The organism is Pseudomonas sp. SWRI179 (genome assembly GCF_014268705.1).
Classification (GTDB): Bacteria; Pseudomonadota; Gammaproteobacteria; order Pseudomonadales; family Pseudomonadaceae; genus Aquipseudomonas; species Aquipseudomonas zanjanensis.
This window is the reverse complement of the sequence record NZ_JABWRA010000022.1, coordinates 1-20,689: the sequence shown is the minus strand read 5'-3', so window position 1 is coordinate 20,689 and position 20,689 is coordinate 1. Positions and strand designations below refer to the sequence as shown.

Annotated in this window: 19 protein-coding genes; 13 read left to right on the top strand and 6 right to left on the bottom strand. The window is 61.2% G+C overall.

The genetic code is table 11. The features are described 5' to 3' along the window. Positions 1–161: 161 nt before the first annotated feature. The 3 genes from grxD to HU767_RS14505 all read right to left on the bottom strand — a co-directional run bounded on the left by grxD (position 162) and on the right by HU767_RS14505 (position 3,120). A complete protein-coding gene (grxD, locus tag HU767_RS14515) occupies positions 162–503 on the bottom strand; it encodes a Grx4 family monothiol glutaredoxin (protein ID WP_186729809.1) in 342 nt (113 codons plus the stop codon). A gap of 89 nt (positions 504–592) precedes the next feature. Further along, positions 593–2,701, bottom strand: a complete 2,109-nt coding sequence (locus tag HU767_RS14510; RefSeq protein WP_186729808.1) for a molybdopterin oxidoreductase family protein — start codon at positions 2,699–2,701, stop codon at positions 593–595. A 131-nt stretch (positions 2,702–2,832) separates the two neighbouring features. Next, the gene (locus HU767_RS14505; protein WP_053124551.1) at positions 2,833–3,120 is read right to left on the bottom strand and encodes a hypothetical protein; all 288 of its coding nucleotides are present in this window, start codon (positions 3,118–3,120) and stop codon (positions 2,833–2,835) included. Between the two features lie 403 nt (positions 3,121–3,523). Here HU767_RS14505 and argF point away from each other — a divergent pair, with 403 nt between their 5' ends. Together argF and HU767_RS14495 are read left to right on the top strand one after the other, a co-directional pair. Beyond that, positions 3,524–4,444 carry an ornithine carbamoyltransferase gene (gene argF / locus HU767_RS14500; protein ID WP_186706325.1) on the top strand — a complete coding sequence of 307 codons (921 nt, stop codon included), beginning with the start codon at positions 3,524–3,526 and terminating at the stop codon, positions 4,442–4,444. Then, entirely contained in the window at positions 4,441–5,550 is a 1,110-nt protein-coding gene (locus tag HU767_RS14495; protein ID WP_186729807.1) for an ABC transporter ATP-binding protein, read from the top strand. Before argF ends, HU767_RS14495 begins: the two co-directional genes overlap by 4 nt. A gap of 107 nt (positions 5,551–5,657) precedes the next feature. Here HU767_RS14495 and HU767_RS14490 read toward each other — a convergent pair whose 3' ends face one another. Together HU767_RS14490 and ybaK are read right to left on the bottom strand one after the other, a co-directional pair. Then, a complete protein-coding gene (locus HU767_RS14490) occupies positions 5,658–6,446 on the bottom strand; it encodes a PhzF family phenazine biosynthesis protein (RefSeq protein WP_186706327.1) in 789 nt (262 codons plus the stop codon). Positions 6,447–6,620: 174 nt separating this feature from the next. After that, positions 6,621–7,091 (bottom strand): Cys-tRNA(Pro) deacylase, encoded by a 471-nt coding sequence (gene ybaK, locus HU767_RS14485; protein ID WP_186706328.1) that lies wholly within the window; start codon positions 7,089–7,091, stop codon positions 6,621–6,623. A 324-nt stretch (positions 7,092–7,415) separates the two neighbouring features. Between ybaK and HU767_RS14480 the strand changes: the two genes are divergently transcribed. The 11 genes from HU767_RS14480 to HU767_RS14430 all read left to right on the top strand — a co-directional run bounded on the left by HU767_RS14480 (position 7,416) and on the right by HU767_RS14430 (position 19,948). Beyond that, the gene (locus HU767_RS14480) at positions 7,416–8,267 is read left to right on the top strand and encodes an MIP/aquaporin family protein (protein ID WP_186706329.1); all 852 of its coding nucleotides are present in this window, start codon (positions 7,416–7,418) and stop codon (positions 8,265–8,267) included. Positions 8,268–8,340: 73 nt separating this feature from the next. Next, positions 8,341–9,846 carry a glycerol kinase GlpK gene (glpK, locus tag HU767_RS14475; protein WP_186729806.1) on the top strand — a complete coding sequence of 502 codons (1,506 nt, stop codon included), beginning with the start codon at positions 8,341–8,343 and terminating at the stop codon, positions 9,844–9,846. Positions 9,847–9,931: 85 nt separating this feature from the next. Beyond that, entirely contained in the window at positions 9,932–10,687 is a 756-nt protein-coding gene (locus HU767_RS14470; protein WP_186706331.1) for a DeoR/GlpR family transcriptional regulator, read from the top strand. Positions 10,688–11,006: 319 nt separating this feature from the next. Further along, on the top strand, positions 11,007–12,545 hold the full coding sequence (gene glpD, locus HU767_RS14465; RefSeq protein WP_186706332.1) for a glycerol-3-phosphate dehydrogenase: 1,539 nt from the start codon (positions 11,007–11,009) through the stop codon (positions 12,543–12,545). Between the two features lie 353 nt (positions 12,546–12,898). Continuing rightward, positions 12,899–13,813, top strand: coding sequence for a glutamate/aspartate ABC transporter substrate-binding protein (locus HU767_RS14460; RefSeq protein WP_186706333.1), 915 nt, complete (start codon positions 12,899–12,901; stop codon positions 13,811–13,813). A gap of 190 nt (positions 13,814–14,003) precedes the next feature. Further along, positions 14,004–14,750 (top strand): amino acid ABC transporter permease, encoded by a 747-nt coding sequence (locus HU767_RS14455; RefSeq protein WP_053124568.1) that lies wholly within the window; start codon positions 14,004–14,006, stop codon positions 14,748–14,750. Then, positions 14,750–15,421 carry an ABC transporter permease subunit gene (locus HU767_RS14450; RefSeq protein ID WP_014339892.1) on the top strand — a complete coding sequence of 224 codons (672 nt, stop codon included), beginning with the start codon at positions 14,750–14,752 and terminating at the stop codon, positions 15,419–15,421. The genes HU767_RS14455 and HU767_RS14450 overlap by 1 nt, the downstream gene beginning before the upstream one ends. After that, the gene (locus HU767_RS14445) at positions 15,418–16,152 is read left to right on the top strand and encodes an amino acid ABC transporter ATP-binding protein (RefSeq protein ID WP_018614195.1); all 735 of its coding nucleotides are present in this window, start codon (positions 15,418–15,420) and stop codon (positions 16,150–16,152) included. Before HU767_RS14450 ends, HU767_RS14445 begins: the two co-directional genes overlap by 4 nt. 214 nt (positions 16,153–16,366) lie before the next feature. Further along, positions 16,367–18,268: an ATP-binding protein gene (locus HU767_RS14440; protein WP_186706334.1), complete on the top strand. Its 1,902-nt coding sequence runs from the start codon at positions 16,367–16,369 to the stop codon at positions 18,266–18,268. Then, the gene (locus tag HU767_RS14435; RefSeq protein WP_186706335.1) at positions 18,265–19,593 is read left to right on the top strand and encodes a sigma-54 dependent transcriptional regulator; all 1,329 of its coding nucleotides are present in this window, start codon (positions 18,265–18,267) and stop codon (positions 19,591–19,593) included. Before HU767_RS14440 ends, HU767_RS14435 begins: the two co-directional genes overlap by 4 nt. Before the next feature lie 25 nt (positions 19,594–19,618). Next, complete coding sequence (locus tag HU767_RS14430) at positions 19,619–19,948, top strand: GlpM family protein (RefSeq protein WP_167352841.1); 330 nt, start codon at positions 19,619–19,621, stop codon at positions 19,946–19,948. 8 nt (positions 19,949–19,956) lie between these two features. On the opposite strand, the gene HU767_RS14425 is transcribed toward HU767_RS14430, so the two are convergent. Next, positions 19,957–20,571: an NAD(P)-dependent oxidoreductase gene (locus HU767_RS14425; RefSeq protein WP_186729805.1), complete on the bottom strand. Its 615-nt coding sequence runs from the start codon at positions 20,569–20,571 to the stop codon at positions 19,957–19,959. Positions 20,572–20,689 lie beyond the last annotated feature (118 nt).

The following is a 20,689-nucleotide window of genomic DNA, read 5'->3' as shown; positions in this document are numbered from 1 at the left end:
GGTTCCCAGGCTCACTTAAATCCCCTGTGGGAGCGGGCTTGCTCGCGAAAGCGTTGTACCAGAAACATCAACAGAGACTGACACACCGCTTTCGCGAGCAAGCCCGCTCCCACAGTGTCCGCATTCAGCCACAAACTGTGTGCTGAATACGGATATGTGGATCAGGCTTCGGTCTTATTCGCCGCCGCTGCTTCCACAGCTGCCTTGATCGTGGCCTGCAGAGAGCCGTCAGCGGCCATCTCGGTCATGATGTCGCTACCGCCGACCAGCTCACCACCCACCCACAATTGCGGGAAGGTTGGCCAGTTGGCGTACTTGGGCAGGTTGGCGCGGATTTCCGGGTTCTGCAGGATGTCCACGTAGGCAAACTTCTCGCCACACGCCATCACCGCCTGGGCGGCCTTGGCCGAGAAACCGCACTGTGGCGCGTTCGGCGAGCCTTTCATGTAAAGCAGGATGGTGTTGTTGGCAATCTGGTCTTTAATCGTTTCGATGATATCCACGGAGCACCTCGGCTTAAACTTTGCGACTTCAGATGTCGACACGGTGGCGCATTGTAACGGAAAGCAGAACGTGCTGCTCAGGGACAATTTTACGCAGCCGCCACCTTCACCGGTACACCGTTGAGCGCCGCGTTGCCGGATAACTCATCGAGCTGACAGTGATCGGTCAAGTCGTTGGCGCTGGAGCCTGGCTGTGCGCTGGCAATGGTCATCTGCACGCCCGGCCGGGCATGGCCCCAGCCGTGGGGCAGGCTGACCACGCCTTTCATCATGTCCAGGCTGCCCAGCACCTCGACTTCGATGACCCCCACCCGCGAACTGACGGTCACGCGCTGCCCATCGGCAAGGCCACGCGCGGCGAGGTCATCCGGGTGCATCAGCAACTGATGACGCGGCTTGCCCTTCACCAGTCGATGGAAGTTATGCATCCAGGAATTATTGCTGCGCACATGGCGACGGCCAATCATCAGTAACTCATCCGGCTCAGGCGCCTGCAACGCGGCAAAGCGCGCCAGGTCAGCGAGAATCACCGCCGGTGCGGCCTGCACCCGCTGGTTTTCGGTTTTCAGGCGCGCCGCCAGGTTGGGCTTGAGTGCGCCGAGGTCGATGCCATGGGGATGGTCGAACAGGGTCGCCAGGGACAGCTTGTGCGGCGAGGCATCGCCATACGCCCCGTTGCGCAGGCCAAAATCGATCATCTGTGCCGGCGGCATGGTCGGCTTGAGCGCCTTGCCGGTCCGGGCGGCGAAGGCCTTGGCCAGGCCGACGAAGATTTCCCAGTCATGCAGCGCCCCCTCGGGCTTGGGCAGGATCGCCCGGTTGAAACGGGTCACGTTGCGCACGGCGAACAGGTTGAACGTGGTGTCGTAGTGATCGTTTTCCAAGGCCGAGGTCGAGGGTAGGATCAGGTCGGCGTAACGGGTGGTTTCGTTGATGTACAAATCGACGCTGACCATGAACTCCAGCCCATCCAGGGCCTGCTCCAGTTGCCGCCCGTTGGGCGTCGACAGCACCGGATTGCCGGCCACGGTCACCAACGCGCGAATCTGGCCTTCGCCCTCGGTCAGCATCTCCTCGGCCAGGGCTGACACCGGCAGCTCCCCGGCGTACTCGGGACGCCCGGACACCCGGCTCTGCCAACGGTTGAAATGACCGCCCGAGGTGGTGGCCACCAGGTCCACCGCCGGCTCGGTGCACAGCGCACCGCCCACCCGGTCAAGATTGCCGGTGACCAGGTTGATTACCTGAATCAGCCAGTGGCACAGCGTGCCGAACGCCTGGGTCGACACGCCCATCCGTCCATAGCACACCGCTGACGGCGCGGCGGCGAAGTCCCGGGCCAATTGCCGGATCTGCGCGGCCGGCACCGCACAGAGCGGACTCATCGCTTCAGCCGTGAAGGAAGCGACGGCCGCGCGCACCTCGTCCAGGCCGTCCACCGGCAGATGACTGTCACGAGTCAGGCCTTCGCTGAACAAAGTATTGAGCAAGCCAAACAGCAGTGCCGCATCACCACCCGGGCGGACGAAGACGTGCTGGTCAGCGATGGCCGCCGTTTCGCTGCGGCGTGGATCGACCACCACCACTTTGCCGCCACGGGCCTGGATCGCCTTGAGGCGCTTTTCCACGTCTGGCACGGTCATGATGCTGCCGTTGGAAGCCAGCGGGTTGCCGCCGAGGATCAACATGAAATCGGTGTGGTCGATGTCCGGAATCGGCAGGAGCAGGCCGTGACCGTACATCAGGTGACTGGTCAAATGATGAGGCAGTTGGTCCACCGAGGTCGCCGAGAAACGGCTGCGGGTCTTCAACAACCCCAGGAAATAGTTGCTGTGGGTCATCAGCCCATAGTTATGCACGCTGGGGTTGCCCTGGTAGACGGCCACCGCGTTCTGGCCGTGACGCGCCTGGATAGCCGCCAGGCGCTCGGCCACCAGCGCAAAGGCATCGTCCCAGGCGATGGGTTGCCATTCGCTGCCGACGCGTTGCATGGGTTGGCGCAGGCGGTCTGGATCGTTCTGGATGTCTTGCAGGGCCACGGCCTTGGGGCAGATGTGACCACGGCTGAACGTGTCCAGCGCATCGCCCTTGATCGAGGTGATCGCCAGGCCCTGGCCGTCGGTTTCGGTGGTTTCGAGGGTCAAGCCACAGATGGCTTCACACAGATGGCACGCACGGTGGTGGAGAGTCTTGGTCATGGCCAGTCTCTGTTTTATTCGTGGCGGGCACTTTCGGCCGCGGGAACAAAACTATGGCGCGTGATTCCCGGCAGCGCCAGCGACGTTCGTCCTGTGAATTGCCGGGCATCAGGCCCGCCGATGAGGTGCGTTCAAGGACCTTCGGGAGGTGGCGCCAGGAGTTGGATTTCCTCGATGGTTTCCACTTGTTCCTGGGCGATGGGTACACCGGTCAGCTCGCCAATCAACCGCCAATGCTCGTCGAGGCCGCTGCTGATCGTGGCCATGCGATCGATCATCCGCCGGCCGGCGGCCTTGGTCACTTCGTCATCGCTGCGCAGCAATTCGAATGACATGGACGTCACCGAAGCCGTCAGGTGCGTCAGCGAGCGTGCGGTCAGCCCCAGCAATTCCATCAGTTGTTGCTCTTTCGAATCCATTTCGGGCTCCTGTGCCGCTGAGGCTCATTTATAACCCAGGCCTTTGCATTAGGAAATGTTTCACAAGCACCAGCAGACAGGTGAAAGGACACAATGGCATGGCAAAAACCGACCATCCTCCATCACGCGCCCGCCACGCTTGATTGCCAAGCCGAGCAACGCCAGTGTACAAATGGGTCGCTGCTGTCAGGAAACCGGCCACAAATTTGCCATCGCAGTCCTGGGATGGCCTCGCTGAACTCCCCAAAAACCGTAGCCCTATTGGTAAGACGCGACATTTAATTATAAGATCGCGCCTTCCCCTATTTCGTCGCCCCGTGCGGCTTTTGCCGCAGGTCTCGCCCGTTTTTTGATTAAACAAGGCTTTGAGCATCTGCGGTCAGTTACAAAAAGGTAGTCAATCATGAGCGCAAGGCACTTTCTCTCCCTGATGGATTTCACGCCCGATGAGTTGCTCGGCGTGATCCGTCGAGGCGTGGAGCTCAAGGACCTGCGTAACCGCGGCGTACTGTTCGAGCCCTTGAAAAACCGCGTGCTGGGGATGATCTTCGAGAAGTCATCAACCCGCACCCGCATCTCTTTCGAAGCCGGCATGATCCAGCTGGGCGGCCAGGCGATCTTCCTGTCGCCCCGTGACACCCAACTGGGCCGTGGCGAACCCATCAGCGACTGCGCCATCGTCATGTCGAGCATGTTGGACGCGATGATGATCCGTACCTTTGCCCACAGCACCCTGACCGAGTTCGCGGCCCATTCCCGCGTACCGGTGATCAACGGCCTGTCCGACGACCTGCACCCTTGCCAGTTGCTGGCCGACATGCAGACCTTCCTCGAGCACCGTGGCTCGATCCAAGGCAAGACCGTGGCCTGGATCGGCGATGGCAACAACATGTGCAACAGCTATATAGAAGCGGCGATGCAATTCGACTTCCAGCTGCGCATTGCCTGCCCTGAAGGCTTTGACCCCAATGCCGAGCTGCTGGCCAAGGCCGGGGACCGAGTGTCCATCGTCCGCGATCCGAAACAGGCCGTGGCCGGTGCGCACCTGGTGAGCACCGACGTCTGGACCTCCATGGGCCAGGAAGAAGAGACCGCCAGGCGCCTGGAGCTGTTCGCGCCACTGCAGGTCAACCGGGCCCTGCTCGACCTGGCAGATGCCGACGTGCTGTTCATGCACTGCCTGCCGGCCCACCGTGGCGAGGAAATCAGCATGGACCTGCTGGATGATCCGCGTTCGGTAGCCTGGGACCAGGCCGAAAATCGCCTGCACGCGCAAAAGGCCCTGCTCGAGTTCCTGGTCGAGCCGGCGTATCACCACGCATGAGCCACGCCCTGCTGCTGAACTTGCACAACCTGGCCTGCGGCTACCAGGACCAGCGGGTCGTCCAGAACCTCAACCTGCACCTCAATGCCGGTGACATCGGTTGCCTGCTCGGTTCGTCCGGCTGCGGCAAGACCACGACGTTGCGCGCCATTGCCGGCTTCGAACCGGTGCATGAGGGTGAAATCCAACTGGCTGGGGAAACCATCTCCCGCGCCGGTTTCACCCTCGCCCCGGAAAAGCGTCGCATCGGCATGGTGTTCCAGGATTACGCCCTGTTCCCTCACCTGAGCGTGGCACAGAACATTGCCTTTGGCATTCGCAAGCATCCGGACAAGGACCGCATCGTCGAAGAGCTGCTGGAACTGGTCAACCTGAAACACTTGGGCAAGCGTTTTCCCCATGAACTGTCCGGCGGCCAGCAACAACGCGTGGCCCTGGCCCGTGCGCTGGCGCCGGAACCGCAGTTGCTGTTGCTCGACGAGCCGTTCTCCAACCTCGATGGCGAGCTGCGCCGCAAGCTCAGCCATGAAGTACGGGACATTCTCAAGGCCCGTGGCACCAGCGCGATCCTGGTCACCCATGACCAGGAAGAAGCCTTCGCCGTGAGTGACCACGTCGGTGTTTTCAAGGAAGGTCGCCTGGAACAGTGGGACACACCCTACAACCTGTACCACGAACCGCTGACGCCATTCGTCGCCAGTTTCATTGGCCAGGGCTATTTCATTCGTGGCCAGCTCGACAGCCCGGAATCGGTGCAGACCGAACTGGGCATCCTGCGTGGCAACCGCGCCTACACTTGGCCCATCGGCGGTGCGGTGGACGTGCTGCTGCGCCCGGACGATATCGTCTATGCGCCGGACAGCCCGCTCACCGGTAGAATTATCGGCAAGACCTTCCTGGGCGCCTCAACCTTGTATCGCCTGCAGTTGCCCACCGGCGCGCAATTGGAATCGATCTTCCCCAGCCATGCCGACCATCAGGTGGGCGCCGACGTCGGCATCCGCGTGGCGGCTGAGCACCTGGTGCTGTTCCAGGCCTCGGGCAGCACGGCAGCGCAGATCCCGCCGGTGGACAGCGGTGTACGGCGCTATAGCGCGGCCAACTGATAACGCACCTCCAGTGTGGGAGCGGGCTTGCTCGCGAAGAGGGCAGCACATTCAACATCAATGTAGCTGACACACCGCCTTCGCGAGCAAGCCCGCTCCCACAAAAGTCAGTGCGCCCCCAACATCAACGTCCCACTCGCCACCAACGTCGCATGCCCGCCAATCTTCACCCGCTCACCTTCCAACCGGCAAAACAACGCCCCGCCCCTGGCCGAGCATTGATAAGCCGTCAGCCCGTGTTTACCCAGGCGTTTGGACCAGTAGGGAATCAGGCTGCAATGGGTCGAGCCAGTCACCGGGTCTTCGTTGATGCCGATCGCCGGGGCAAAATAGCGCGAGACAAAATCATGCTTGCTCCCCGGTGCGGTGACGATAGCGCCGGGCCAAGGCAGTTTCGCCAGGGCCGCCATGTCCGGCTTGCAATCGAGCACCGCTTGCTCCGATTCCAGTACCACGAACAGTTCGTTGGAACTCAACACATCCACCGCTTCGACGCCCAAGGCACTCTGCACCGCCAGGGAGGCGCCCAATTCGGCAGGCACGACGGCCGGAAAATCCAGCCACAGCCGATCCCCCTCGCGCGTCACGCTCAGCGAACCGGACCGGCAAATGAAATCCAGGCGCTCGACGGGTTCGTGATAGACCTCGAACAGCACATAAGCGCTGGCCAACGTGGCGTGCCCACACAGCGGGACTTCGGTGGTGGGGGTGAACCAGCGGATATGCCAATGCTGGCCTTCGCGCACCAGAAACGCGGTTTCAGCCAGGTTATGTTCGGCGGCAATCTTCTGCATCAAGTCATCGGCAAGCCAGCCGTCGAGCCGATAGACCATCGCCGGGTTACCGCCGAATGGCCGGTCACTGAACGCATCGACCTGATGAAACGCAAGCTGCATGGCACTTCTCCTTATTTTTCTGATGCGCCAGCATGGGTGCAACGGCACGGCTTATCCAGAGACAGATCAGCAGAATTTTCACCCTACAGCGCCGGATAAACACACCGACCAGGCCTTACTCCCCTGTGGCGAGGGAGCTTGCTCCCGCTTGGCTGCGCAGCAGCCACCCGGCTATCAAGTCCGCCCAATATCGGCAAACGCCGCCCCGGTGTGCTCCTTCAATACCGAAGGCGCCAGCTCGACTTCCAACCCACGCCGCCCCGCACTGACGAACATGCTGGCGAGCGGCTGTGCGGAACTGTCGATAAACGTGCGCAGACGCTTCTTCTGCCCCAGCGGGCTGATCCCGCCGAGCAAATAACCGGTCGAACGCTGCGCGGCGGCCGGGTCGGCCATCTCGACCTTCTTCACGCCGGCGGCATGGGCCAGGCCTTTCAAATCCAAACTCCCGGCCACAGGCACTACCGCCACCAACAGCTCACCTTTTTCGCTGGCCGCCAACAGCGTCTTGAACACTTGCGCCGGATCCAGCCCGAGCTTTTCCGCCGCCTCCAAGCCATAGGAAGCAGCCTTGGGATCGTGTTCATAGCTGTGGATGCGATGTTCGGCGCGCACTTTCTTAAGCAGATCCAACGCGGGTGTCATGACCGCTCCTGACAAAGGAAATCCAAAACGAGTGAGCGGATTCTAAGCCATCGCCTGTGAAAAGGCTCCGGTACTGCACTGCAACGACCGGCGACGCCGCGCCAACAGGCGAGTCATTCACAGCGCGAATAGTTGAAATATGACCGACGGTTCACTTTCGACCTTTGACACCAGCGTTTCTTGTCTATATTTTTTCGAAACTGAAAGTCACATTGCATGTCTCAAGCTGCAACCCGAGATCAGGATGGGGATCCTGCCTCGGTGGAAATCGCGCAATCGTGCTGTATCGAACGCGCTGCAAAACAACAAAAAACCGAGGTTTGAATGACAACTGCTTTACAACAGCCGCCCCTGTCCAGCCAATGCCTGGCCGAATTCCTGGGAACGGGCCTGCTGATCTTTTTCGGCACCGGTTGCGTCGCGGCGCTCAAGGTCGCGGGTGCGAGTTTCGGCTTGTGGGAAATCAGCCTCATCTGGGGCGTCGGCGTCAGCATGGCCATCTATCTGAGCGCGGGCATTTCCGGCGCCCATCTCAACCCTGCCGTCAGCATCGCCCTGTGCCTGTTCACCGACTTTGAAAAACGCAAGCTGCCCTTCTACATCATTTCCCAAGTGACCGGCGCTTTCTGCGGCGCCCTTCTGGTCTACACGCTGTACAGCAATCTATTCTTCGATTTCGAACAATCCCGGCACATGGTTCGCGGCACCGAAGCGAGCCTCGAACTGGCCTCGGTGTTCTCCACCTACCCGCACGCAGCACTGTCCACTGGCCAGGCCTTTCTCGTGGAAGCGATCATCACCGCCATTCTGATGGGGGTCATCATGTCCCTGACAGATGACAACAACGGCTTGCCTCGTGGCCCACTGGCGCCGTTGCTGATCGGCTTGCTGATTGCCGTGATTGGCAGTTCCATGGGACCGCTGACGGGCTTTGCGATGAACCCGGCGCGGGACTTCGGTCCTAAACTGATGACTTTCTTCGCAGGCTGGGGTGAAATTTCCCTCACGGGTGGACGCGATATCCCGTACTTCCTGGTTCCGGTTTTCGCGCCGATCGTCGGTGCGTGCCTCGGTGCCGCGGCTTATCGCGGGTTGATTGCCCGCCACCTGCCCAGCGCCATAACTGCTACAAAGGATGCAACACCGGCCATTGACGGCAAGCCCAGAACATCCTGAAACAGTCGACGCAGGCTCTTGCCCATCGAACCTGCGCCGTGGCTTCTTCCTTTTACGTCCCAAGGCAATCGACATGACCGATATCCAGAACAAGAATTACATCATTGCCCTCGACCAGGGTACGACCAGCTCGCGGGCGATCATCTTCGACCGTGACGCCAACGTGGTCTGCACCGCCCAGCGCGAATTCGCCCAGCATTACCCACAAGCCGGTTGGGTCGAACACGACCCGATGGAAATCTTCGCCACCCAGAGCGCGGTCATGGTCGAGGCCCTGGCCCAGGCCGGCCTGCACCATGACCAAGTGGCGGCCATCGGCATCACCAACCAGCGGGAAACCACCGTGGTCTGGGACAAGACCACCGGTCGGCCGATCTACAACGCCATCGTCTGGCAGTGCCGGCGCAGTACCGAGATCTGCCAACAGCTCAAGCGCGACGGCCACGAGCAATACATCAGCCAGACCACCGGCCTGGTCACCGACCCGTACTTCTCCGGCACCAAACTCAAGTGGATCCTGGACAACGTCGAAGGCAGCCGCGAGCGCGCGCGCAACGGTGAGCTGCTGTTCGGCACCGTCGATAGCTGGCTGATCTGGAAATTCACCGGCGGCAAGGTCCACGTCACCGACTACACCAACGCCTCGCGCACGATGCTCTTCAATATCCACTCGCTGGAATGGGACACGAAGATGCTCGAGATCCTCGACATCCCTCGCGAAATGCTCCCTGAAGTGAAGTCGTCCTCGGAAATTTACGGGCGCACCAAGAGCGGCATCGCCATCGGCGGCATCGCTGGCGATCAGCAGGCCGCCCTGTTCGGGCAGATGTGCGTGGAGCCGGGCCAAGCGAAAAACACCTACGGCACCGGCTGCTTCCTGCTGATGAACACGGGCAAGAAGGCCGTGAAATCCAATCACGGCATGCTCACCACCATCGCCTGCGGCCCACGTGGCGAAGTGGCCTACGCCCTGGAAGGCGCGGTATTCAATGGCGGCTCCACGGTCCAATGGCTGCGCGATGAACTGAAGATCATTAACGACGCCCTGGACACCGAATACTTCGCCAACAAGGTCAAGGACAGCAACGGTGTGTACCTGGTGCCCGCCTTCACCGGCCTCGGCGCGCCGTATTGGGACCCCTATGCCCGTGGCGCGCTGTTCGGCCTGACCCGCGGCGTACGGGTCGATCACATTATTCGCGCAGCGCTGGAGTCGATTGCCTACCAGACCCGCGACGTACTCGACGCCATGCAACAGGATTCGGGCGAACGCCTCCGGGCCCTGCGCGTCGACGGTGGCGCGGTGGCGAACAATTTCCTGATGCAGTTCCAGGCCGACATCCTCGGCACCCGGGTCGAGCGGCCGAAAATGCGTGAAACTACGGCCTTGGGCGCCGCCTACCTGGCCGGCCTGGCGTGCGGCTTCTGGGGCAGCCTGGAAGAACTGCGGGGCAAAGCGGTGATCGAGCGCGAATTCGAACCGCAACTGGAGGAGCCGGCGAAAGAGAAACTCTACGCCGGCTGGCAGAAAGCCGTCAGCCGCACCCGCGATTGGGAGCCCCACGAAGACGCGGAATAAAGGCCGACAAGATTCCGAAACTGGTCGGGAGTGGATTCCTGCGGCATCATGGGCAAATTTTGTACGGCAGCCCAAAGGAAGCCCCATGAATCTGCCTCCACGCCAGCAACAAATCCTCGAACTGGTCCGCGAGCGCGGCTATGTCAGCATCGAGGAAATGGCGCAGCTATTCGTCGTCACCCCGCAAACCATCCGCCGCGACATCAATCAACTGGCGGAAGTGAACCTGCTGCGCCGCTATCACGGCGGCGCCGCCTACGATTCAAGCGTGGAAAACACTGCCTACGCCATGCGCGCGGACCAGATGCGCGACGAGAAGCAACGCATCGCCGAAGCCATCGCCGCCCAGATCCCCGATCACGCCTCGCTGTTCATCAACATCGGCACCACCACCGAATCCATCGCCCGGGCGCTGCTCAATCACAACCATCTGAAGGTCATCACCAACAACCTGCACGTCGCTTCGATCCTCAGTGCCAAGGACGATTTCGAAGTCCTGGTCGCTGGCGGTAACGTACGGCGTGATGGCGGCGTGGTGGGCCAGGCCAGCGTCGACTTTATCAATCAGTTCAAGGTCGACTTCGCCTTGGTGGGCATCAGCGGGATCGATGAAGATGGCAGCCTGCTGGACTTCGACTACCAGGAAGTGCGGGTTTCCCAAGCCATCATCGCCAACGCCCGGCAAGTGCTGTTGGCGGCGGACTCCAGCAAATTCGGGCGCAACGCCATGGTCCGCCTGGGGCCTATCAGCCTGATCGACTGCCTGGTGACCGACCAGCAGCCCGTGCCGGCCCTGGCGCAACTATTGACCCAGCACAAGATTCGGCTGGAGGTGGTCTGACTTCACCCCGATCCCCTGTGGCGAGGGAGCTTGCTCCCGCTCGGCGGCGTAGCCGTCGTAAAATCGGCCTGGTGCGGTTAGCCTGAAGAAAAACGCCAGCCTGCTTGGGATGGCTTCGCCATCCAGCGGGAGCAAGCTCCCTCGCCACAGAAGCATTCCACAATTCTCTTTTTGTTCGTAAATTTTCCTTTCAGCCGCATTCGATCAGTAATTTCAATCGAATTCGACTGGTCGTGGCTGTGCTTATGGGCTAGTATTTTCGCAAATGAACATTTATGTTCGAATTCAAATATTGTGAAAAAGAGCCCGAGGCCAGCCGATGCCCACTTCTACCTTGCCTACGCCCCCTCTCGCCGAGATCTATGACGTCGCCGTCATTGGTGGCGGTATCAATGGCGTGGGGATTGCCACGGACGCTGCCGGTCGCGGTCTTTCGGTGTTCCTTTGCGAAAAGGACGATCTGGCTAGCCATACCTCGTCGGCGAGCAGCAAGCTGATCCACGGCGGCCTGCGCTACCTTGAACATTATGAATTCCGCCTCGTACGCGAAGCCTTGGCCGAGCGTGAAGTGCTGCTGACCAAGGCCCCGCACATCGTCAAGCAAATGCGCTTCGTGCTGCCCCACCGCCCGCACCTGCGCCCGGCCTGGATGATTCGCGCCGGCCTGTTCCTCTACGATCACCTGGGCAAACGCGAGCAACTCGCCGGCTCCAGAAGCCTGAAGTTCGGGGCCGACAGCGCACTGAAAAGCGAGATCACCAAAGGCTTCGAATACTCCGACTGTTGGGTCGACGATGCGCGGCTGGTGGTGCTCAATGCCATGGCCGCCCGGGAGAAAGGCGCGCATGTCCACACCCGCACCCGTTGCGTGAATGCCCGTCGCAGCAAAGGTCTGTGGCACTTGCACCTGGAACGTGCCGACGGCAGCCTGTTTTCGATCCACGCCAAGGCGCTGGTCAACGCTGCGGGCCCGTGGGTGGCCAAGTTCATTCGCGATGACCTGAAGCTGGAATCGCCCTATGGCATCCGCCTGATCCAGGGCAGTCACCTGATCGTGCCGAAACTCTACGAAGGCGAGCATGCGCACATTCTGCAAAACGAAGATCAGCGCATCGTGTTCACCATTCCGTACCTGAACCAGTTCACCTTGATCGGTACGACGGATCGCGAATACACCGGCGATCCGGCCAAAGTGGCGATTACCGAAGGCGAAACCGATTACCTGTTGAAAGTGGTCAATGCTCACTTCAAGAAGCAAATCAGCCGCGACGATATCCTGCACAGCTACTCCGGTGTACGTCCGCTGTGCAATGACGAATCCGACAACCCATCGGCCGTGACACGGGACTACACCCTGGCGCTGTCGGGCGGCGGTCAAGAGGCCCCATTGCTGTCGGTGTTTGGCGGCAAGCTGACCACCTATCGCAAACTGGCCGAATCAGCCATGGCGCAACTGGCCCCCTACTTCACACAGATGCGCGGGAGCTGGACCGCCGTGGAAGCCCTCCCCGGCGGGGAAAACATGACCACCCCGCAAGCATTGTGCTCGGCGCTGCGGGACAAATTCGACTGGCTGCCAACCGACATCGCCCGACGCTGGGCCACCACCTATGGCAGCCGTACCTGGCGCATGCTCGAAGGCGTGCACGACCTCGGCGATCTGGGCGAGCACATCGGTGCCGGCCTCTACACCCGCGAAATCGATTATCTGTGCAGCGACGAGTGGGCCGTCGATGCCCAGGATATCCTCTGGCGCCGCAGCAAGCTGGGTTTGTTCACCACCCCCGCCGAGCAACAGAAGCTGCAGCAGTACTTGGATAAGGTCGAGCACAATCGCCGCAAGATCGAAGCGGCCTGAGCGATACCCGGCTAAACCGAAGAGCCCCTGAATCCCGCGATTCAGGGGCTTTTCGCTATCTGGAGCCCACCACAGGGATTGTGTGAAGGCGCAAGGCATTCGGTTTTCCGAACAAGACCTATCGATCGGTTCGGCTAACCGGATAAACCAGGCCGCACAAAACCTGAAACAAAACATTAATTATCTTAAAAAACAAGTAGTTATCCAGAAACGACTGGCCTGGCACGACTCATGCTCTACACTCCTCGAGACGAATGCCTGTACGCCAACACACCAGGAGCTGCCAGGCATTTCGAAGTACTCAGGGCCGACGAACCGGCCGAAATAAAAAAAACAATGTCGAGGAAACATCGATGCGTATCGTTCCCCATCTCCTGGGCGCAGCCATTGCTGCCGCTCTGATCAGCACGCCGGTTTTCGCAGCCGAACTGACCGGCACACTGAAAAAGATCAAAGAGTCCGGCGTCGTTACGCTTGGGCATCGCGACGCTTCCATTCCGTTCTCCTACATCGCAGACGCTTCCGGCAAGCCGGTCGGCTACTCCCATGACATCCAGCTGAAAGTTGTCGAAGCCCTGAAGAAAGAGCTCGACGTACCGAACCTGCAGGTCAAGTACAACCTGGTCACCTCGCAAACTCGTATCCCGCTGGTGCAGAACGGCACCGTGGACCTGGAGTGCGGCTCCACCACCAACAACGTCGAGCGCCAGCAACAAGTCGCCTTCTCCGTTGGCATCTTCGAGATCGGCACCAAGCTGCTGTCCAAGAAAGACTCCAAGTACAAGGATTTCGACGACCTCAAGGGCAAGAACGTCGTGACCACCGCCGGCACCACGTCCGAGCGCATCCTCAAGGCCATGAACGCCGACAAGCAGATGGGCATGAACGTCATCTCCGCCAAGGACCACGGCGAATCCTTCCAGATGCTGGAATCGGGTCGTGCCGTCGCGTTCATGATGGACGACGCCCTGCTGGCTGGCGAAGCCGCCAAGGCCAAGAAGGCCGATGACTGGGCCGTCACCGGCACCCCACAGTCCTACGAAATCTACGGCTGCATGATGCGCAAGGGCGACGAGCCGTTCAAAAAGGTTGTCGATGACGCCATCAAGGCCACCTACGCTTCGGGCGAGATCAACAAGATCTACGAAAAATGGTTCATGCAACCGATCCCGCCAAAAGGCCTGAATCTCAACTTCCCGATGAGCGACGAACTCAAGGCACTGATCGCCACGCCGACCGATAAAGCGGCTGACGACAAGAAATCCTGATTTCTGACTAACCTTATCTCCTGAAGGGGCCCCGCTCCTTCAGGGGATGGTCACTCCCTGCTGGCAAATCTGGAAACACTCGAACCGGTGGCTGTCGAGCCGATCGCGTGTGCCTGGCCTCCAAGCCGGGCGGGAACGGAGCTTCCCCAGGCGGGCATTTGTATATCGAACGATCTGAGGGGAGACCCTAATGAATTACAACTGGGACTGGGGCGTGTTCTTCAAGTCCACCGGCGTGGGCAGCGAGATTTATCTCGACTGGTACGTGGCCGGCCTGGGCTGGACCATCGCCATCGCCGTCGTCGCCTGGATCATCGCCCTGCTGCTGGGCTCGATCCTGGGTGTGATGCGCACCGTGCCGAACCGGCTGGTGTCGGGTATCGCCACGTGCTACGTAGAGCTTTTCCGTAACGTGCCCCTGCTGGTTCAGCTGTTCATCTGGTACTTCCTGGTGCCGGACCTGCTGCCCGCCGATATGCAGGAGTGGTACAAGCAGGACCTGAACCCGACCACCTCGGCCTACCTGAGCGTCGTCGTGTGCCTGGGCCTGTTCACCGCCGCGCGGGTCTGCGAACAGGTACGCACCGGCATCCAGGCGCTACCGCGCGGCCAGGAATCCGCCGCCCGCGCCATGGGCTTCAAGCTGCCGCAGATCTACTGGAACGTGCTGCTGCCCCAGGCCTACCGGATCATCATTCCGCCGCTGACCTCGGAATTCCTCAACGTCTTCAAGAACTCCTCCGTGGCCTCGCTGATCGGCTTGATGGAATTGCTCGCGCAGACCAAGCAGACCGCCGAGTTCTCGGCCAACCTGTTCGAAGCCTTTACCCTGGCGACGCTGATCTACTTCACCCTGAACATGAGCCTGATGCTGCTGATGCGCATGGTCGAGAAGAAAGTCGCGGTGCCCGGCCTGATCTCCGTGGGGGGTAAATAATGGAATTCGACTTCACTGGCATCATCCCGGCCATTCCCGGCTTGTGGAACGGCATGGTGATGACCCTCAAGCTGATGGCCCTGGGTGTCGTCGGCGGGATCATCCTGGGGACGATCCTGGCGCTGATGCGCCTGTCCCACAACAAGCTGGTCTCCAATATCGCTGGCGCCTACGTCAACTATTTCCGCTCGATCCCGCTGCTGCTGGTCATCACCTGGTTCTACCTGGCGGTGCCGTTCGTGCTGCGCTGGATCACCGGCGAAGACACGCCGATCGGTGCGTTCGGCTCCTGCGTCGTGGCGTTCATGATGTTCGAGGCGGCGTACTTCTGCGAAATCGTGCGGGCCGGCGTGCAGTCGATCCCCAAGGGCCAGATGGGCGCGGCACAGGCACTGGGCATGAACTATGGCCAGGTCATGCGCCTGATCATCCTGCCCCAGGCGTTTCGCAAGATGACCCCGCTGTTGCTGCAACAGAGCATCATCCTGTTTCAGGACACCTCGCTGGTCTACACGGTCGGCCTGGTGGACTTCCTCAATGCTTCGCGGGCCAATGGCGACATCATCGGCCGCTCCAATGAGTTCCTGATCATCGCAGGTCTCGTGTACTTCACAATCAGCTTTGCCGCCTCGCTGCTGGTCAAGCGTCTGCAAAAAAGGTTCGCCGTATGATCTCTATCAAGAACATCAACAAGTGGTATGGGGACTTCCAGGTACTGACCAATTGCAGCACCGAGGTCAGCAAGGGTGAGGTTGTGGTGGTGTGCGGGCCGTCGGGTTCGGGCAAGTCCACGCTGATCAAGTGCGTGAACGCCCTGGAGCCGTTCCAGAAGGGCGACATCGTGGTCGATGGCACGTCCATCGCCGACCCGAAGACCAACCTGCCGAAACTGCGTTCGCGGGTGGGCATGGTGTTCCAGCATTTCGAACTGTTCCCGCACCTGACCATCACCGAGAACCTGACCATCGCGCAGATCAAGGTGCTGGGCCGCAGCAAGGAAGAAGCCACCAAGAAAGGCCTGCAATTGCTTGAGCGCGTGGGTCTCTCGGCCCACGCCCACAAGCACCCGGGCCAGCTCTCCGGCGGCCAGCAGCAGCGCGTGGCGATTGCCCGTGCGCTGGCGATGGACCCGGTGGTGATGCTGTTCGACGAACCGACCTCGGCCCTTGACCCGGAAATGGTCAACGAAGTGCTCGACGTGATGGTGCAACTGGCCCACGAAGGCATGACCATGATGTGCGTGACCCACGAAATGGGCTTCGCCCGCAAAGTGGCGAACCGGGTGATCTTCATGGACCAGGGCCAGATCATCGAAGACTGCCCGAAAGAAGAGTTCTTCGGCGACATCAGCGCCCGCTCCGAACGTGCGCAGCATTTCCTTGAGAAAATCCTGCAGCACTAAGCGTCGCCTCCTTTAGGCGCGCTTGTCCTTGTGGCGAGGGAGCTTGCTCCCGCTGGGTCGCACAGCGACCCCAAACCGGCAAATGCAATGTTTCTGGCATACCGCATGAACCGTTTTGCGACTGCTTCGCAGCCGAGCGGGAGCAAGCTCCCTCGCCACAGGACCGCGTTCGAAGGACGACCGCCGCCACACTGGTTGACCCAAGGCTTCTGTGATGAAATGCGACCCCACCCTTTATCGCGCCGCGCCGCCATCACTCGCCGTGAAACCCCGCCTGATCCGCCATCTGTTCCTGCCGCCGCTGGTCATTGCGTTGATGATCGGCCTGGGTTACCTCGGCTTCTGGATCAGTGAGCACTACGGCGTACGCGGCCTCGCCGAGAATGGTGAGCGCCAGTTGGAACTGCACGCCCGTGCGGTCGAGAGCGAGATCAGCAAGTACACCTACCTGCCCAGCCTGTTGGAGCTTGAGTCGAGCGTCTCGCAACTGCTGGACGACCCGACGCCCGAGCATCGCAAGACCGTCAACGAATACCTCGAAGGCCTGAACCGCCGCAGTCGCAGCCGGGCCATCTACGTGATGGACACCACCGGCCGGGTGATGGCCACCAGCAACTGGCGTGATGTCGACAGTTACCTGGGCGAAGACCTGTCCTTCCGCGCCTACTTCCAGAACGCCGTGCGCGGCCAGCCGGGACGGTTCTATGGCATCGGCAGCACCAATGGCGAGCCCGGTTACTATCTCGCCCATGGCCTGGAACAACAGGGCAAGATCATCGGCGTCGCCGTGGTCAAGGTGCGCCTCGAAGCCATGGAGGAGCGCTGGCAGCGGGCGCGGCTGGAGGCGTTCGTCAGTGATGAAAACGGCATCATCATCCTGTCCAGCGACTCGGCGCGACGGCTCAAGTCGGTGCGCCCCCTGAGCGACGAGACCAAGGAACGCCTGGCCCGCAGCCTGCAATATTATTGGTTCCCTTTGAACGAGCTGGTGCCCCTGGCCCGGGAGCGCCTGGCCGAAGGCATGGAGAAGCTGACCTTCCCGGCCAACACCCAACTGGTGTCCGACGAGCGCGCCATCAGCTATTTGTCGCAAACCCGGCCCTTGAGCGATACCCCGTGGAATTTCACCCTGCTGACGCCCCTTGAAGACCTGCGTCGCCAGGCGATCAACCAAGGCATCCTGGTGGCCGTGGCCTTCGCCCTGGTGGCGTTCCTGCTGATCGCCTGGAACGAACGGCGCAAGGTCATTGCCACCCGTCTCGCGGCCCGGGAAGCGTTGCAGGAAGCCAACAACCAGCTCGAGCGTCGGATTACCGAACGCACCACCGACCTGCGTGCCAGCAACGAACGACTCAAGGGCCAGATCCGCGAGCGACGCCAGGCCGAAGAGACCTTGCGCCGGGCCCAGGACGAACTGGTCCAGGCCGGAAAACTGGCGGCCATCGGCCAGATGTCCACCAGTATTGCCCATGAACTCAACCAGCCGCTGGCGGCGTTGCGCACCTTGTCCGGCAACACCGTACGCTTCCTTGAGCGCGGCCAACTGGACATCGCCAGCACCAACCTCAATACCATCAACGAATTGATCGACCGCATGGGCCGGATCACCGCCAGCCTGCGCGCCTTTGCCCGCCGCGGCGATGACCAGGGCCGAGCGAGCCTGGGCAAAGCCGTCGAAGCCGCCTTGCAACTGCTGGGCGGACGCCTGGAAAACCTCGACATCCAGATCCACAGCGGTTTCGATGACGTCCAATTGCAAATCGACCAGACCCGCCTGGAACAGATCCTGGTGAACCTGATCGGCAATGCCCTGGACGCCATGCAGACGCAACCCGAGCCGAAACTGTGGCTCGAAGGCCAGGCCGCCGACGGTAAATATCGCTTGCGGGTGCGCGACAATGGCCACGGCATCGATCCTGAGGCCCGCAAGCATTTGTTCGAACCGTTCTTCACCACCAAGCCTGGCGAACAAGGCCTGGGCCTGGGCCTGACGCTCTCGGCGAGCCTGGCCGCCGCCGCGGGTGGGCACCTGGGCGTCGAGTACCCGCTCGAGCGTGGCACCACGTTTGTCCTCAACCTACCGTTGGTGAACCCTTCACCTGCCGAGCCGCTATGAACCACGACCTGAGCGTACTGATCGTCGAAGACGACCCCCACGTCCTGCTGGGCTGCCAGCAGGCCTTGAGCCTGGAAGACATTCCCTGCGTCGGCGTGGGCAGCGCCGAAGAGGCGCTGGAGCGGGTCGACGATAACTTTGCCGGCATCGTCATCAGCGACATTCGCCTGCCGGGCATCGACGGCCTGGAACTGCTGACCCGTCTCAAGGCGCGGGACCGCAGCCTGCCGGTGGTGTTGATCACCGGCCATGGCGACATTTCCATGGCCGTGGGCGCCATGCAAAAAGGCGCCTATGACTTCATGGAGAAGCCCTTCTCTCCTGAACGCTTGGTGGACGTCGCCCGCCGCGCCCTGGAGCAGCGCAGCCTGGCCCGGGAAGTGTCATCGCTGCGGCGGCAACTGGCCGAACGCGATTCCCTGGAAGGCCGGATCATTGGTCGCTCGCCGGCCATGCAGCACCTGCGCGCGCTGATCGCCAACGTCGCCGACACCTCGGCCAACGTGCTGATCGAAGGCGAAACCGGCACCGGCAAGGAATTGGTCGCCCGCTGCCTGCATGATTTCAGTCGGCGCCATGACAAGCAGTTCGTCGCGCTGAACTGCGGCGGCTTGCCGGAAAACCTGTTCGAAAGCGAGATTTTCGGCCACGAGGCCAATGCCTTCACCGGTGCCGGCAAGCGCCGGATCGGCAAGATCGAGCACGCCGACGGCGGCACGCTGTTCCTCGATGAAGTGGAGAGCATGCCCCTGCCCTTGCAGATCAAGTTGCTGCGCGTGTTGCAGGAACGCACCCTCGAACGCCTGGGTTCGAACCAGAGCGTGGCCGTGGATTGCCGGGTGATCGCCGCCACCAAGTCCGACCTGGACGAAATGGGCCGCTCCGGGCAGTTCCGCAGCGACCTGTATTACCGCCTCAACGTGGTGACCCTGGAGCTGCCGCCCCTGCGCGAGCGGCGCGAAGACATCCTGCAACTGTTCGAGCATTTCCTCCAGCAGTCGTCCCTGCGCTTCGACCGCACGGTGCCGGAGCTGGACAACCAGACCCTGTCGAACCTGATGAGCCATGACTGGCCGGGCAACGTGCGCGAGCTGCGCAACGTCGCCGAGCGCTATGCCTTGGGCCTGCCGGCCTTCAAGCGCTCCGGCGCCAGCGGTGGCAGCCAGGGCCTGGCCTTCGCCGAAGCGGTGGAAGCCTTCGAACGCAACCTGCTGGTGGACGCCCTGCAACGCAGCGGTGGCAACCTGACCCAGGCCAGCCAGGAACTGGGCATGGCCAAGACCACGCTGTTCGACAAAGTCAAAAAATATGGCCTGAGCCACTGACCTGGGATGTGAAGCTGTGGATCTGATTTTCAAGGCGGCGCTGGGTGCCGCCGTGGTGGTCATCCTGGCGATGCTCGCCAAGACCAAGAATTACTACATCGCCGGGTTGGTGCCGCTGTTCCCCACCTTCGCCCTGATCGCCCACTACATCGTCGGCAAGGGCCGCTCGGTGGACGACCTGAAGACCACCATCGTGTTTGGCATGTGGTCGATCATTCCGTACTTCGTCTATCTCGCAACGCTGTACGTGATGGTCGACCGCATGCGCCTCGAAGCCTCATTGGCCGTGGCAGCCGTCGCCTGGCTGATGGCGGCGACGGTGCTGGTCAGCGTCTGGGTGCGGCTTCACGGCTGATTCTGTGATCAATAGCCGACGGTAAACCGCTTTTGCGAAAACTGCGGCGTTTCCACTTCATCGATCATCGCGATGGCGTAATCGGCAAAGCTGATCCAACTGCGCCCGGTGTCATCAAACAGCAGGTGGTCCTTGCCCACTCGGAACTGCCCGGTGCGCTCGGTTTCAACGAACTCCGCCGAAGGCGAGAGGAAGGTCCAGTCCAAGTCCTGTTCCTTGCGCAGCACATCCAGGAACACGGCACCGGCGCTGGCTTCGGCCAGGTATTCCTCAGGAAAACCATCACTGTCGATCACCCGGCTGTTATCCGGCAGCAGCAACGAACCGGCCCCGCCGACCACCAGCAAGCGCTTGACCCCGGCGGCCTTCAGCGGTGCGATGATTTTGTCGGCCGGCACGGTGGCAAAGTGCGCGGCACTGATCACCACGTTGTGGCCGGCGATGGCCGCAGTCAACGCCTCGCTGTCCAATACATCCAGCTGTTTGCTGACCACCCCGGTCCTTTCGCCGATTTTCGCGGTGTTGCGGGCAATGGCCGTTACGCTGTGACCACGGCGCAGGGCCTCTTCCAACAGCTGGCTACCCGCACGCCCGGTGGCGCCGATGATTGCGATTTTGCTCATGGTATTCTCCGTTGATTACACAAGATGCTACTGAAGCAGTTGCTTGAATATTTCCCAAATGACATGAGCCTTTGTGGCTTGAAATGAAGCCCTTGTGGCGAGGGAGCTTGCTCCCGCT

Excerpts from the sequence above, each read along its gene's own strand:
- HU767_RS14510 (WP_186729808.1), bottom strand. The coding sequence starts at position 2,701 with ATGACCAAGACTCTCCACCACCGTGCGTGCCATCTGTGTGAAGCCATC.
- HU767_RS14505 (WP_053124551.1), bottom strand. The coding sequence starts at position 3,120 with ATGGATTCGAAAGAGCAACAACTGATGGAATTGCTGGGGCTGACCGCA.
- argF (WP_186706325.1), top strand. The coding sequence starts at position 3,524 with ATGAGCGCAAGGCACTTTCTCTCCCTGATGGATTTCACGCCCGATGAG.
- HU767_RS14495 (WP_186729807.1), top strand. The coding sequence starts at position 4,441 with ATGAGCCACGCCCTGCTGCTGAACTTGCACAACCTGGCCTGCGGCTAC.
- HU767_RS14490 (WP_186706327.1), bottom strand. The coding sequence starts at position 6,446 with ATGCAGCTTGCGTTTCATCAGGTCGATGCGTTCAGTGACCGGCCATTC.
- ybaK (WP_186706328.1), bottom strand. The coding sequence starts at position 7,091 with ATGACACCCGCGTTGGATCTGCTTAAGAAAGTGCGCGCCGAACATCGC.
- HU767_RS14480 (WP_186706329.1), top strand. The coding sequence starts at position 7,416 with ATGACAACTGCTTTACAACAGCCGCCCCTGTCCAGCCAATGCCTGGCC.
- glpK (WP_186729806.1), top strand. The coding sequence starts at position 8,341 with ATGACCGATATCCAGAACAAGAATTACATCATTGCCCTCGACCAGGGT.
- HU767_RS14470 (WP_186706331.1), top strand. The coding sequence starts at position 9,932 with ATGAATCTGCCTCCACGCCAGCAACAAATCCTCGAACTGGTCCGCGAG.
- glpD (WP_186706332.1), top strand. The coding sequence starts at position 11,007 with ATGCCCACTTCTACCTTGCCTACGCCCCCTCTCGCCGAGATCTATGAC.
- HU767_RS14460 (WP_186706333.1), top strand. The coding sequence starts at position 12,899 with ATGCGTATCGTTCCCCATCTCCTGGGCGCAGCCATTGCTGCCGCTCTG.
- HU767_RS14455 (WP_053124568.1), top strand. The coding sequence starts at position 14,004 with ATGAATTACAACTGGGACTGGGGCGTGTTCTTCAAGTCCACCGGCGTG.
- HU767_RS14450 (WP_014339892.1), top strand. The coding sequence starts at position 14,750 with ATGGAATTCGACTTCACTGGCATCATCCCGGCCATTCCCGGCTTGTGG.
- HU767_RS14445 (WP_018614195.1), top strand. The coding sequence starts at position 15,418 with ATGATCTCTATCAAGAACATCAACAAGTGGTATGGGGACTTCCAGGTA.
- HU767_RS14440 (WP_186706334.1), top strand. The coding sequence starts at position 16,367 with ATGAAATGCGACCCCACCCTTTATCGCGCCGCGCCGCCATCACTCGCC.
- HU767_RS14435 (WP_186706335.1), top strand. The coding sequence starts at position 18,265 with ATGAACCACGACCTGAGCGTACTGATCGTCGAAGACGACCCCCACGTC.
- HU767_RS14425 (WP_186729805.1), bottom strand. The coding sequence starts at position 20,571 with ATGAGCAAAATCGCAATCATCGGCGCCACCGGGCGTGCGGGTAGCCAG.